The following is a 14,276-nucleotide window of genomic DNA, read 5'->3' as shown; positions in this document are numbered from 1 at the left end:
TTTACAATTTATTACATAAAACATCACTTAACCCGTACATAAACCGCCCCTTGGTTAACACTAACTCTACACACCGTGCAGCATTTTGTCATACGATGGAGGGACTTAGGATGAAAACGCAACACACTTACAGGTAAACAAAGTCATGATGCGACGCAAACAACTAGTGAGCAGTCTAGTATTAGCCTCTTCACTGGCTGCCTTTCCAGCGTTAGGGATCACGCTAGAAGAAGCAACCTACATTGCTATCGAAAATAGCCCTGAAGTTCGACAAGCTTTAGCAAGTTACCGTGAAGGCATAGAGAATACCGAAATCACTCGCCGTGGCGGCTTGTATCCGTCTATTGATTTGTCAGCAGGTCTAGGGCACGAAACCACCTATGACTACCAAGACTCAGGTGAAGATGTGGGGTTAACGCGCCGCGAACTGTCTTTAAGTCTTACCCAACCTATTTTTGATGGCTTCATGTCTAAGTTCGACACTCAACGTCTAACAGAAGAAACCGAGGCCAGCCGCTGGGGTGCGTTGATCGCCGTAGAAAATACCGCCCTAGACGTAGCCGAAGCCTATGCCAACGTATTGCGTCATCGTGAACTCGTGGATTTAGCCAACATTAACCAACAAACCCACGAGCGCATTTACGATCAGATCAAACTCAAAAGTGATGCAGGCGTGGGTCGTCAATCAGATCTTAGCCAAATCACAGCGCGACTAGCAAAGGCCAATGCCAATCGCCTTTCAGCTATTAACAATCTACAAGATGCGGAATCCACTTACAAAAAAGTAGTGGGTGAACTGCCACCGGAAGAAATGATCTATCCAGTGCCGGATCGCGACCTGATTCCAAGTTCCATGGAAGAAGCCGTTGCCGATGCGATGAAGTACAACCCCGCTATCGAAGCCGCCCGATGGGACGTGAAAGCTACCGAAAGCTTCATTAGCGCAACCGATTCCAACAAGTACCCAGAAGTTAACTTCCTACTTGAGCGCACATTTAACAACAATATTGATGGCGATGAAGGTCCTTCTGAAGACCTAACCGCAATGTTTCGTATGACCTACAACCTCTACGGTGGCAACACAGATAAGCGCCGTAAAGAAGTGGCCGTCCAGCAAAATGTTCAGGCTTCGGAAATTCAGCGTAACACCGCCCGCGAGACAGAGCTATCCGTGCGCCTTGCTTGGTCTGCCTATGAAGCCTCTTTGGGCTCTAAAGAGTATCTACGGGAATACGTCATCGCCACCAAAGAATCGCAAATCGCCTACGACAAGCAATTCCGTCTTGGTCGTCGTACCTTGCTAGACGTACTCGACAGCGAAAACGAGCTGTTTACTGCGCGCCAAGACTACGTAAACGCGGACTATGATGAACTCTTTTCTGAGTTCCGACTGTTCAATGCCAAAGGCGAGTTAATGCGCGCCTTCCGTATTTACCGCCCACCTGTACTTGGTTTTGCTGATGCTTTTGAAGAAGATGAAACGCCACCACGAGGCGCTTCCGCTATTGATGAATTAAAACAAGCGGAGACACAGATTCAAGCACCAGCGACAACAGAACCACAAAGTGCGCCGGCCCAATCTCCTGCAACAGACACAACCTCGGATGAAGACAGCTTATTCCTTGATGCTACTGAGGAAGGTCGCAGTTGGTAAAAGCGATGCCCTTGTTGTTTCCTGTATTGATAGCTTTAGTTTGGGCTGGCATGACACCAGCCCAAGCCGAGTCCCTGTTTGGCGATCGAATTACCAAGCAACAACTGCAAGACAATGATGAAGACGGTGTCATTAATGCACGGGATCTGTGCCCCAACACGCCACAGGGTGCCCGCGTGGACAACGACGGCTGTCATGAAGTCACCACAAAGCTGTTATCGGTGGAAATGAACGTCCTGTTTGACTCAGGTCGCTTTGACGTCAAACCCCTGTATTTCTCTGAAATCAAAAAAGTCGCAGACTTTTTACGATCTCAACCCAACAGCTCCGTAGTCATTGAAGGCCATACGGATGACGTGGGTAACGATGAATACAACCTTAACCTGTCACAAAACCGTGCCGACGCCATCGCTAACGTCCTGATTAACAATTTCCGCATTGCGGCCTCCCGCGTGGAAGCCATTGGCTATGGTGAAACACGCCCCATCGCCAGCAACAGCACCACCTCAGGACAAGCCCGTAACCGCCGGGTTGTAGCAGAAGTCTTTGCAAATTCGGTAAGAGACGTGGAGCGCTGGACCATATACAGCGTGGACTAGGTACGCAAACTTTTCGCGCCCTCTCCCTTATTTTTCCTTCGCTGAGTCCTTATACTGCTATACCATCCCTATTAAAATTTAGGCTTTATACTTAATTCAAAGCCACCACAGGAATCGATTCAGATGACCATTAAACTCGGCATTGTCATGGACCCTATCCAGTCCATCACCTACAAAAAAGACACGTCTCTGGCCATGCTCTGGGCTGCGGCAGAAAAAGGCTGGTCACTCCACTACATGGAACTAAAAGATATGTTCCTAGACCAAGGCAAAGCCTTTGCCATGACCAAGCCTTTATCCGTTTTCAAAGATCCAGAACATTTCTATGAACTCGGCGAAGAAGCGCCAATGGCCCTAGGAGACTTGGATGTCATCCTAATGCGCAAAGATCCGCCATTTGATAGCGAATTCATGTACAGCACCATGATCCTTGCCCAAGCCCAACGTGATGGCGCCATGGTAGTGAATGATCCAAATGCTCTGCTTGAATGCAATGAGAAGCTGTTTGCCACACGTTTCCCTCAATGCGGACCCAACGTACTAGTGACACGCCGCGCAGACTTACTAAAAGCCTTCCACAAAGAGCACAAAGACGTCATCTTTAAACCATTGGATGGCATGGGTGGCAGCTCCATCTTCCGCATTAAAGAAGACGACCCTAACGTTAGCGTTATCATCGAAACCCTAACCCAAATGGGCAACGAACAAATCATGGCGCAAAAGTTTATCCCAGAGATCAAAGATGGGGACAAGCGTATTCTGATCGTAGACGGTAAGCCTATTCCTTATGGTTTAGCACGCATTCCGGCCTCTGGCGAAACTCGTGGCAACTTAGCCGCAGGGGGACGTGGCGAAGGCCGTCCACTGACTGAGCGAGACCTTTGGATCTGTGACCAAGTGATTCCAACTTTGAAAGAAAAAGGGCTAATGTTCGTAGGGCTCGACGTGATCGGCGATTACCTAACCGAAATCAACGTCACCAGTCCAACCTGTGTCCGTGAACTCGATAACCAATACGGTCTAAACATTGCCATGACACTGATGGATGCAATCGAGGCTCGCCTGCAAGGCAACTAACCTCCATGCGCGTAGCTGACCGTTTTTCCATTACATTGTTTATCGCCATCAGCTTACACCTGATGGCGATAACCTTGGTTAACTTTGACTTCTTGTCAGAGCGGCCAGCAGCGCGCAAAACCCTTGAGGTGACACTGGTTCAACACCGATCAACACCTCCTAAAGAAGCTGACTTCATCGCCCAAGCTGACCAACAAGCAAGCGGAACGGAGCTGCACAAACAAAAGCTCACGACGACCGAAACAGCCCAATTTCGTGCCGATGATATTCAAGAAATGACGCCTCCGGTGCAACCACAGCTAGCATCCGCAGAGCCCGTTGAAGATCCCCACCTGATTTCAAGTCGTAACCAATCTGACGTATTCCGCGTATTAGAAGAGCCAGAGCAGCAAAACAAAACTCTGGAAGAGCGCTTCCTAGGGGAAACTCAAGTACCAAGCCGCCTGTCCTCGGACATCGCCACCCTAGAAGCCCTACTGGACCAGCAGCGCCAAGCCTATGCTAAGCGCCCTCGCATCCGACGCCTGACCTCCGTATCAGCTAAATCTGCGGTGGACGCCCGCTACCTAGACGATTGGCGGCGACGCATTGAGCGCATTGGTAACATTCACTACCCTGCTGAAGCCAAGCAGCGACACTTATACGGTCAACTACGTTTAGCCGTCTCAGTTTTGCCGAACGGGTACGTGAAAGACATTGAAGTCCTGCACTCATCTGGCTTCAGAGTGTTAGATGATGCCGCCATGCGTATTGTACGCTTGGCTGAACCATTTGATTCTTTTCCTACGGAACTAAAATCCGAAGTCGATCAGTTAGAAATTATCCGCACCTGGCAATTTGTCCCTGGCAACCAACTTCGCAGCCAATAATTCCTTAACGACCGTCTGTCAGTAGATAGGCTAACAGGCACAAAAAAGCCCTCACATGGAGGGCTTCTTTTAATCGTTTGACCTAGGGAAAGACTTAGTGGAACTCTGCTTCACCCATAGCCGCACGAATCTTTTTCATAGCATTCTTTTCAAGCTGACGAATACGCTCAGCAGAAACACCATACTCAGCAGCCAAATCATGCAAAGTGGCTTTTTGCTCGTTCAACCAACGACGAATCAGGATATCACGACTACGATCGTCCAGATCTAGCATGGCTTCTTCTAGACGGCGGTTAGAGTCTGCTTCCCAGTTGCCATGCTCAAGCATAGAAGCTGGGTCATAACGGGCGTCTTCTAAGAAGTTAGCAGGCGCTTGATAAGCACTGTCATCGTCATCGTCCGAGAAGGCATCAAACGCCATATCAGAAGAGCTCATACGGCCTTCCATCTGGCGCACAACTTCAGGCGTTACACCCAAGTCTTCTGCCACTGACTGTACTTCCGAGTTGCTCAACCAAGTCAAAGACTTCTTCGCACTACGTAAATTGAAAAACATCTTACGCTGGGCTTTTGTGGTCGCGACTTTCACGATACGCCAGTTTTTCAAAATAAATTCGTGGATTTCAGCCTTGATCCAATGCACAGCAAAGGACACCAGACGAACACCCACTTCGGGGTTAAACCGTTTTACAGCCTTCATTAGGCCGACGTTACCCTCTTGGATCAAATCCCCTTGATTCAACCCGTAACCAGAATAGCTTTTCGCAATATGAACGACGAAACGCAGGTGAGACATAACCAACGAACGGGCCGCTTCAAGGTCGCCTTGATAGTAAAGACGCTCTGCTAGTTCGTTTTCTTCTTCTGCTGACAAAATTGGAATGGTACCAACGGCCTGCATATATGACTCAAGGTTTTGACCCGGTGTCATCATGTCGATTGGCTGGAGAGCTTTACCCATTTCTATTTCACCTCTTAGTGTTCGTACTGAGTATGAACACATACTAGCAACAAAGTTAACACGGTATGTGCCGCAAATGTGGATAATAAAGGGGCATTCGTAAATCCAAACACCGTTTTCATCCGCAATTATTGCAGCTCTATATCTCTGATATGACGGCTCACGGCAACCCAAGAACCTACCACACCAATAGTAGCGCTAATAGTTAAACACATAATAATTTCACCTGCATTAAAACTTTGCAGTTCGAAACCCGCATGATACAGCTCAACTAATCGCTCCGCGGGCGCGCTGACCCACCAAGTCAGCAACAAGATACAAACTGTAGCAAGCACACCCCCAATCACCCCAAACCAAAACCCCATGTACAGGAATGGTCGGCGAATATAGCGATTGGTTGCTCCCACTAATTTCATCACCAAGACTTCATCACGGCGACTTTCCACGGCGGTGCGTATGGTGTTCCCCACAATCAGTAACACAGCCATCACCAATAATGCTGAGATGGCGTACACGAAGCGCTTACCGAAATTCAGAATGGTCGCCAAACGCTGCAACCATTCTGCGTCTAACTCGGCGTATTCCACCTGAGGCAGATCTTGTAGCTGATCGCGAAGTGTTTGTAGGGCTGGTAAGGTTTCTAGATCCACCAATGCCTTAGGAATCACCTTTAACACAATCGGCAAGGGGTTTTCTGGCAAGGCAGACAACACTTGTTCGTAGCCGCTGGACTGCTCGAAATAACGCAGTCCTTCTTCCTTGGAAATGTACTCCACAGAATCCACGTCGGCCCGGCCGGATAACTGATGGGATAAAGATAGAGCTTCCGTATCCTCCTGATTAGGGAAAAGATACAAGGTGATGACTGACTGCTGCTCCCAGCGGTCGGTCACTGACTGGACGTTCTTTAACAAAACGAAAAGTCCACCAGGCAAAGACAGGGAAATAGCAATCACCAGAACTGTCATAAAGCTCGCCAATGGGTAACCCAACAATCGGCTAAAGCTTTCCATTAAAACCGCTTGGTGGTTACGCATATAGCGGCCTAAATTGAAGCTCTCGGCTCCTGACCAAAGGCTTTTACGGGTCGATGTGTGCTGTTGGCGGGTCGCACCACGGCGCGTTGGGGGTGTCGGCTTTGCCATTAAGCAAACCCTCCATCGTTTACCATTCGACCTTGATTCAAGGTCAATACCCGATGGCGCATACGAGCCACTAACGCCAAGTCGTGACTGGCCACCAATACGGTGACGCCGACACGATTAAACTCTTGGAACAGATTCATGATTTCAGACGATAACCTAGGGTCTAGGTTACCCGTAGGCTCATCCGCCAATAATAGTTGCGGCTTATTAACCACTGCTCGGGCAATACCAATACGCTGCTGCTCACCGCCGGATAGAGCCATTGGGTTAAGTTTTTCTTTTCCCAATAAGCCCACTTTATCCAATGCTGCACGCACACGCTTACCGGTTTGATCAGGGTCAGCGCCACTGACTTGTAAAGGCAAAGCCACATTATGGAAGACACTACGATCAAACAGCAGTTGGTGGTTTTGAAACACCACCCCAACTCGACGTCTATGGTATGGAATCGCCTGTTTGCCTAGGGTGCGCAAGTCCACACCATCCACTAGGATTTTCCCATAGCTCTGGCGTTCAATCATCATAATGAGTTTCATCAAGGTACTCTTACCTGCACCCGAGTGCCCAGTCAAAAACGCCATTTCTCCTTGGCGTAAATGAAAGTTCACCTGCGACAAAGCTTCTTGGCCAGTGTCGTACTTTTTACCTACTTGTTGAAACTCAATTTCCACACAAACTTCCCGTTTTCAGTGTTAGTGGTTAACTGTTACTCACTATCGAACAAGGCGTCAACAAATTCTTGGGATTTGAACGGACGCAGATCATCCACTTGTTCACCCACTCCGATGTAGCGAATTGGTAGACCAAACTGTTTCGCAATGGCGAAGATAATGCCACCTTTTGCGGTACCATCCAGCTTGGTTAACGTAATACCTGACACACCAACGGCTTCGGTGAAGAGCTTGGCTTGGCTCAAGGCGTTTTGTCCGGTGCCTGCATCCAGCACCAACATCACTTCATGGGGCGCTTCCACATCTAGCTTCTTCATAACTCGAACCACTTTCTCAAGTTCGCTCATGAGGTTCGCTTTATTTTGCAAACGACCTGCGGTGTCAGCAATCACCACATCTACCCCACGGGCTTTAGCGGATTCGATGGCATCGTAAATCACTGACGCAGAATCAGCACCGGTATGTTGTGCGACAACAGGAACATTGTTACGTTCCCCCCAGACTTGGAGCTGCTCCACTGCAGCAGCACGGAAGGTATCTCCGGCCGCCAACATCACACTCTTACCATCCGCTTGATATTTCTTCGCTAATTTACCAATGGTAGTGGTTTTACCCACCCCATTAACCCCAACCATCAGGATCACAAACGGGCCATCAGCCTTAGTTGGATTCAGCTCCTGCTCGGAGTTACGAAGAATGTGGTTAAGCTCATCCTTTAGCGTCGCCAATACCCCAGGGCCATCTTTCAACTCTTTACGGTTCAACTTCTCTGTCAATGTCCCCATTAGCTCTGTGGTAGCGTCCATCCCCACATCCGCCATAAGAAGCTGAGTTTCGAGCTCTTCTAGCAGGTCATCATCGATTTTCTTGCTGCCCAATACGATGCTAGACAACCCCGATCCAAGACCATTTCGTGTACGAGATAACCCAGCCTTAATACGCTGGGACCAAGATAAGCTAGGTGCCGCTGGCGTTTGTTCCAAAGGAGCAGGCTCAGTGGCCTTTGGCTCAGGGTTAAGGGCTGGCTCAGGCTTAACCTCTGTTTCCACCGGCTCAGGGGGATCAACTTGAGCTGACTGGGCTTCTGCAACGTCAGCCTTGTTGTCCTTAGAGGCAGGAGATAGGGGTTCTTCTGTCTGTTCTACTTCGTTTACGGAAGACTCTTCTGGCGTCTTGTCTTTGCCAGCTTTGATGTCCGCATCCATCCCCTTTATCACTTTGCGTTTTATCACAAACGCAATAATGGCCAAGATGGCACCGATAACGATCGGAGCAAAACGCGCGTACTCGCCGAAATACGGCGTTAGGTAAGCAATAATCTGGTTAACAAATTCCATTCACATCTCTCTAGATCTGCCCCGTTTAAGGGGATATGGGCAACAGCACCTACTCTCAAAACCTGCGTAAATGCCTTAAAAGCGGTGATTTTAGCATCATTCCTATTGGCAAAAAGCCCCACTTTCGTGGAAAAATGCATATCAAACCTCTGATCATGCGACATTTTTTATGATTAAACGCGATAAACCCTTGTTTAGCCGCCCAGTACTAGCGGTCATCATAGTTGCTTGCACACTGGCTATTTGGCTGCTCAACCTTACTGCGCCTCATACTCAGTTGGCGACACCAAATATTGAAACTTGGCAAACCGAGTCAGACATCCCAGTTTATTGGGTAAACCAAGGTATTTGGGAGGGCCAGGATAAGCTAGCGATTTCTTTTGTCTTTCAAGGGGATACTCGTAACGCGCCACTCACCGCTGCCACCTTGGGGATGATGCTTGGCCCTAGCCTACCTCTTAGCACGGCCACCATTAACCAGCGCTTAGCCCCTGCAGCGGCCAGCGTTGATAGCAGTTTTGATCATCTTCAACAGACTCTGAATGTCACCTTAAGTAGCCAACCACAATACCTAGCGCCCGCCTTGAAGGTGTTAGACACTTGGTTTAATAACACCCAACTCAAAGCCACACCCCTGGAAACTTGGCAACGCCAATACACCCCCGACCCTGCCGAGCAACAGCTTTGGCAGCAATTTTTCTACGCGCCGGACGCCCCCTTTTCACAGCCAAAACAAGCACTCACCTTAGAAGATATAAACACCTATTTGCAGCATCTAAAAGCTCACGTGTCCCACATTTTAATCGCAGGCGCCATGGACGAAAACGCTCAGCGGGTCTTGGCGAGGGGGCTTTCATCTATGACGAAATCATTGCAGCATAACCTTTACCCTGTCTCTTGGCAGCTCCCTACCCAGCCAGCTACCGCAATATTGGGCAACAATGACCTCAGCGCCATCTATGGCGTTGTGGCAATGGAGCCCTTAGCTTCTGTAGAAGACTGGCTAGCACAGCAAATCTGGGTACGAGATATGTTGCAAGCACAGCAGGATCAGGTCGGTAGCCAGGTGCCCCAATGGGAGCTGCACTTAGGTCGCCAACTTGCCTACGCCAATTGGCAGATAGACGTGCCAACTCAAGTGTTTATAGACGACCAACAACCCTTAACAGCTGCATCCAGCTGGTTCGCCAGCGAAAAGCTACCTAGCTACACAGACACTGGACGTTTTAACGAACTGAAAGCCCAGCTTTTGAATCAACTGGAAGCCTTGGCCAAGAACCCTAGCTGGTGGGCCATCATGGGCACCCGTGTTGCCTTGCCAGACAGTCCACTGTCTCTTGAAACTTTCAGCAAAAGCTACAGTGACGCGGCGAACTCTTTTACAATAGAGCAATATCAGCAGCATATTGATGCGCTCCTAATACCGTCCTCGCGACAAGAAGTTCAGGTCAAACAATGAAGAAGCCTTCAGGCAAACGCTCAACCTCAAAATCCGCCTCCCACTCAAAACTTCGCATTATTGGCGGAGAGTGGCGTTCACGCCAATTACCGATTCCAAACATCGAAGGATTAAGGCCTACCACTGACCGTGTTCGAGAGACAGTATTCAACTGGCTTAACTTCGATATTCCTGGGGCCTCTTGTTTGGACTTATTCTGTGGTTCAGGGGCACTCGGCTTTGAAGCGCTCTCCCGTGGTGCAAAAGACTGTACCTTTGTAGAACTAAATCGCTCCGTTTCGGAGCAAATCAAAACAAACCTAAAAACCCTACAGGCCCATAATGGAAGTGTTATCAATACCGATGCCACAACCTTTTTGCGACAACCTGCGACCGGGTTTGATGTGGTTTTCTTGGATCCGCCCTTTCGCAAGGACTTGTTAGATCAAGTTATTCCTCTGCTGACATCTGGTTGGATCAAGCCTCAAGGCTACATCTACATTGAAAGAGAAAGTGAGAAGTCCCTTGAGTTACCGGACAACTGGCAGCTAGAAAAAGAAAAAGTCGCGGGACAGCTGACGTTTTCTTTGTACCGCAACGCCTGACCTACCTCACCGCTCCTATGGCACGTTTTTATTACCATAAAAACGTGCACAGATATTGCACAGCCCTGTTCACCAGAACATGACTCTCTTTATATAGGTGCGGTTGTATTATGCTCAAGAATCTCTCGTTTCGTGCAAAACTCATCATCTTATTATTGTGCGCCATTATTGGCTTCGCCTTGGTCACTTGGACTGCCATCCAAGGCATGCATTCCCAAAAGCAGGCAAACGCTCAGCTGCGTGTGTTTGGTAGCATTCAAACCAGCGTTGACCGAATGAGCTTAGGCATTCTAGAGGCAGCTGACCGACTTCGCGGTCTAAACAATGACACTTACGAAGCCTATGCCAATGATCTAAAAGCGCAAAAAGCGGCTGACCTACAAGCTTTAAGCGATAGCATTGAACGCGCCCAAAGTGATCAACTGATCAATGCGCTGCAAGCCTCACAAGATGAACTGTCTCGCTACGCTGACGCGCTACTGGAGCTCGCCTACCAACGTAGTGTCATTGGCTTCGACAACAGCTCCGGCTTGAAGGGACAAATCACTTCTCTCGGCAACAAAATTAGTAATGATATTGCCGCTCTCAGCCTACTGAAAAGGGAGTTCGTCAACGTACGTAAAGCAGAAGGCACCTACTTAAGCAGCCCAAGTCCGGAAGTCCTTGCAGAATTAGACGCCAGCTATGAGCGCTTTATGGCACGGGTAGACAACTTTGGTTTCCAAGATACCCATGGGCAAACCGCGGCCCAGTACCACGATGCCATTCTTGCTTATGGCTCAGCCTTCAGTGCTTTAGATGCCGCTGAAACCACCTTCGATGCAGAAAAAGACGCTTTCGCCGAAACACAAGTCGCCCTAGCGGATCTACTGACCACTTATATCATCGCTGCGGAAAACGAGGCAGAAGCCAGCAGTGATCAATCTTTAATAGCCCTCCTCGGCGTCAGTGTGGCCGTGTCTATTGTCTCCATTCTGCTAATGCTAAGTATTGGCCGTAGCGCCCGAAACACCCTTAACCGTGTAATTGCTGACTTAACAAAAGTAAAAGACGGCGACATGACCTCCAAAGCAGTGATCAACGATAAACGCAACGACGAGTTCGATGCCCTCAGTCGCTCCCTCAATGAAATGACTGGCGGCCTTGGCAATGTCTTATCCGAAGTCGTGATCACCACCGGTAGTGTCGGCACCATGATCACAGGATTAAGCCAAGCCATTGGCAATATTGCCGACAACAACCGCTCGGTTAACCAACGTACTAACTCCTTAGCGGAGTCCACTGACGACATCTCTACCCGCATCACCACCTTGTCGACCACCACTGACAACCTACGAGAGCACTCCAGCGAAACCTATCAATCCGCGAAAGCCGGTGCAAAAACCATCCGCGAGGTATTAGACAACCTGAAAGACACGGTAGAAGCGGTTAACCTGACAAGCCAAGAGTTAAATGAACTGGGCCGTTTGTCCACGGACATCGACAACGTGATCAACATGATCAATGACCTTGCCAACCAAACCAACCTACTCGCCCTTAACGCCGCCATTGAAGCCGCCCGTGCAGGGGAAGCAGGACGAGGCTTCTCTGTGGTAGCGGACGAAGTCCGCTCTTTGGCAGAAAAAACCGTGGATGCGACGTCTAAAATCACAGACATAGTCGGCACTATTCAGTCGTCTACCCAGTCCGCCATTAGCACTATGGAAAAAGGCCAACAGCGCCTAAGCGTCATTGAACAAAGTGGTAACGAAGCAGAAGAAGCCATGCGCACCATAGAAACCAATGCGCAAACCAGCTATCAAGCGTCCGATGAGATGGCCGCTTCCATTCAAGATGTGGCGTCAACAGCGGTGGAAATGAGTACCGAAATGGAACAGATCGCCCAGCAACTAAGGGAAGACACCAGCTCCATTGAACAGATCGTGGGGAACGCTCGCCAGATCCATGATATGGCCAATACCTTAGCCGATAAAACCCGCGTCTTTACCCTGTCCTAAAAGCCCATCATTAACACGCCAGCCTGTCTGAGCAGGCTGGCTTTTAACCACTCTCTCTTGATGCCACACAGCGCAAACGCTAGACTGTGCGTCCATTTACCATGATTCCATTGGCCGCAATACTTTGCGGTGTTTTCGCTTTCATTCATCAGGAAACGTACAACCTATGCCGGATACCCTTCCTGCCGACTCAGTAGGGCTCGTGTCACCAAAAGTGGCCCAGTTTGATGAGCCGCTGATTCTCGCTTGTGGCCAAACGCTGCCAACCTATCAGCTTATCTACGAAACCTACGGCACGCTTAATGCGGATGCCAGCAATGCGATTTTGATTTGTCACGCCTTGAGCGGTGACCATCACGCGGCCGGCTATCATTCCATGGAAGACCGTAAACCCGGCTGGTGGGACAGCGCTATTGGCCCAGGCAAACCCATCGATACCAACGTTTTCTTTGTCATCAGCCTTAACAATCTAGGCGGCTGTTGTGGTAGCACAGGGCCCACTACGGTCAACCCAGCCACAGGCAAAGTTTGGGGAGCAGAGTTTCCATTTGTCACCGTGGAAGACTGGGTTGAGAGCCAAGCTCGCCTAGCCGATCGACTAGGGATCAAAACCTTTGCTGCCATTGTCGGAGGCAGCTTGGGCGGTATGCAGGTACTGGAATGGAGCATCCGTTATCCAGATCGTTTGCAAGGGGCGGCGATCATTGCCTCGGCGCCTAAACTATCAACGCAAAACATTGCCTTTAATGAAGTGGCTCGTCAGTCCATTCGCCGTGACCCAGAATTCTTCGATGGGCAATATGTGGAACACAATGCTGTCCCCACCAATGGCCTTGGCTTAGCCCGCATGCTTGGTCACATTACTTACTTGTCTGATGATTCCATGGGTAACAAGTTTGGCCGTCAGATGCGTCATGATGCCTACCAGTACAACTATGAAATCGAATTTGAAGTGGAAAGCTACCTGCGTTATCAAGGGGAAGCCTTCACCAAACGTTTTGACGCCAATACCTATATGCTGATGACCAAGGCATTGGATTACTTCGATCCAGCTGCTAGAGAAGGTGGCGATTTAGCCAAGGTACTTTCTAAGGCTCAATGTGAGTTCTTATTGGTGTCCTTCACCACGGATTGGCGCTTTGCCCCAGAACGTAGTGAAGAAATCGTCGACGCCTTGATACGCTCTGACAAACACGTCACCTACACCAAGATTGACTCCATCGAAGGCCATGACGCCTTTTTGTTCCCGATTCCCCGCTACATGGCGGCGATGCGTGGCTTTTTAGGCCGCATTGCAAAACGTCTACCAAAGGAGAATGTCTAAATGCGCGCTGACCTCGAATTAATCAGTGACTGGATCGCTAAAGACTCGCGAGTACTCGACCTTGGCTGTGGCAATGGCGCTCTGTTAGAACACCTAGCGGAGCATAAGAACACCACCGGCTATGGACTCGAAATCGATGCAGAGAACATTAACTTCTGTATTGAAAAAGGCATTCCGGTGTTAGAGCAAGACATCGACGAAGGCTTACAGAACTTTGATTTGCAAAGTTTTGACGTGGTCGTCATGGCCCACGCCCTGCAGCAATTCCGACGCCCTGATCTATTGTTAGATGAGATGTTGCGCATTGGTAAAGAAGCCATCATCACTTTCCCAAACTTCGGTCATTGGCGTAACCGCATTCACCTAGGCATCAAGGGGCATATGCCCGTGTCTGAGTTTTTGCCTTATAACTGGTATGACACACCGAACATCCACTTCTGTACTTTCAACGATTTTCGCGACTTATGTCAGCAGAAAGACTTAAAAGTACTACGCTGGGCCGCCGTTGACGGACAATTACGAGATCATTGGTGGACTCGCATGATGCCTAACCTTTTCAGCGAAACGGCCATCTTTCACGTTAGCCGTTAATATAGAGA

The 14,276-nt window shown here is 49.3% G+C and carries 13 protein-coding genes; 9 read left to right on the top strand and 4 right to left on the bottom strand.

Annotated features, from left to right (window positions below):
* Positions 1-145 precede the first annotated feature (145 nt).
* The 4 genes from ACZ5DR_RS06190 to ACZ5DR_RS06175 all read left to right on the top strand — a co-directional run bounded on the left by ACZ5DR_RS06190 (position 146) and on the right by ACZ5DR_RS06175 (position 4,199).
* Positions 146-1,654, top strand: a complete 1,509-nt coding sequence (locus ACZ5DR_RS06190; protein WP_377365986.1) for a TolC family outer membrane protein — start codon at positions 146-148, stop codon at positions 1,652-1,654.
* A 5-nt stretch (positions 1,655-1,659) separates the two neighbouring features.
* Entirely contained in the window at positions 1,660-2,253 is a 594-nt protein-coding gene (locus tag ACZ5DR_RS06185) for an OmpA family protein (protein WP_377365987.1), read from the top strand.
* Positions 2,254-2,376: 123 nt separating this feature from the next.
* Positions 2,377-3,330, top strand: a complete 954-nt coding sequence (gshB, locus tag ACZ5DR_RS06180) for a glutathione synthase (protein WP_377365988.1) — start codon at positions 2,377-2,379, stop codon at positions 3,328-3,330.
* A gap of 5 nt (positions 3,331-3,335) precedes the next feature.
* Entirely contained in the window at positions 3,336-4,199 is an 864-nt protein-coding gene (locus ACZ5DR_RS06175; protein WP_377365989.1) for an energy transducer TonB, read from the top strand.
* Between the two features lie 94 nt (positions 4,200-4,293).
* Here ACZ5DR_RS06175 and rpoH read toward each other — a convergent pair whose 3' ends face one another.
* The 4 genes from rpoH to ftsY form a co-directional block, all read right to left on the bottom strand.
* Entirely contained in the window at positions 4,294-5,160 is an 867-nt protein-coding gene (gene rpoH, locus ACZ5DR_RS06170; protein ID WP_377365990.1) for an RNA polymerase sigma factor RpoH, read from the bottom strand.
* A 128-nt stretch (positions 5,161-5,288) separates the two neighbouring features.
* Positions 5,289-6,305 (bottom strand): permease-like cell division protein FtsX, encoded by a 1,017-nt coding sequence (ftsX, locus tag ACZ5DR_RS06165; RefSeq protein ID WP_377365991.1) that lies wholly within the window; start codon positions 6,303-6,305, stop codon positions 5,289-5,291.
* Positions 6,305-6,976 carry a cell division ATP-binding protein FtsE gene (ftsE, locus tag ACZ5DR_RS06160; protein WP_377365992.1) on the bottom strand — a complete coding sequence of 224 codons (672 nt, stop codon included), beginning with the start codon at positions 6,974-6,976 and terminating at the stop codon, positions 6,305-6,307. Before ftsE ends, ftsX begins: the two co-directional genes overlap by 1 nt.
* A 35-nt stretch (positions 6,977-7,011) precedes the next feature.
* A complete protein-coding gene (ftsY, locus tag ACZ5DR_RS06155; protein ID WP_377365993.1) occupies positions 7,012-8,313 on the bottom strand; it encodes a signal recognition particle-docking protein FtsY in 1,302 nt (433 codons plus the stop codon).
* A gap of 169 nt (positions 8,314-8,482) precedes the next feature.
* Between ftsY and ACZ5DR_RS06150 the strand changes: the two genes are divergently transcribed.
* From ACZ5DR_RS06150 to metW, 5 genes are all read left to right on the top strand, one after another.
* Positions 8,483-9,772 (top strand): hypothetical protein, encoded by a 1,290-nt coding sequence (locus ACZ5DR_RS06150; protein WP_377365994.1) that lies wholly within the window; start codon positions 8,483-8,485, stop codon positions 9,770-9,772.
* Positions 9,769-10,356, top strand: a complete 588-nt coding sequence (gene rsmD / locus ACZ5DR_RS06145) for a 16S rRNA (guanine(966)-N(2))-methyltransferase RsmD (RefSeq protein ID WP_377365995.1) — start codon at positions 9,769-9,771, stop codon at positions 10,354-10,356. The genes ACZ5DR_RS06150 and rsmD overlap by 4 nt, the downstream gene beginning before the upstream one ends.
* Positions 10,357-10,466: 110 nt before the next feature.
* Positions 10,467-12,353, top strand: a complete 1,887-nt coding sequence (locus ACZ5DR_RS06140; RefSeq protein WP_377365996.1) for a methyl-accepting chemotaxis protein — start codon at positions 10,467-10,469, stop codon at positions 12,351-12,353.
* 166 nt (positions 12,354-12,519) lie between these two features.
* Positions 12,520-13,677: a homoserine O-succinyltransferase MetX gene (gene metX / locus ACZ5DR_RS06135; protein ID WP_377365997.1), complete on the top strand. Its 1,158-nt coding sequence runs from the start codon at positions 12,520-12,522 to the stop codon at positions 13,675-13,677.
* A complete protein-coding gene (gene metW / locus ACZ5DR_RS06130) occupies positions 13,678-14,268 on the top strand; it encodes a methionine biosynthesis protein MetW (RefSeq protein WP_377365999.1) in 591 nt (196 codons plus the stop codon). It begins immediately after the preceding gene.
* Positions 14,269-14,276 lie beyond the last annotated feature (8 nt).

It is taken from the genome of Marinomonas vaga (genome assembly GCF_055388305.1).
The sequence above is the reverse complement of the archived record's forward strand: the minus strand, read 5'-3'. Positions and strand labels throughout refer to the sequence as shown.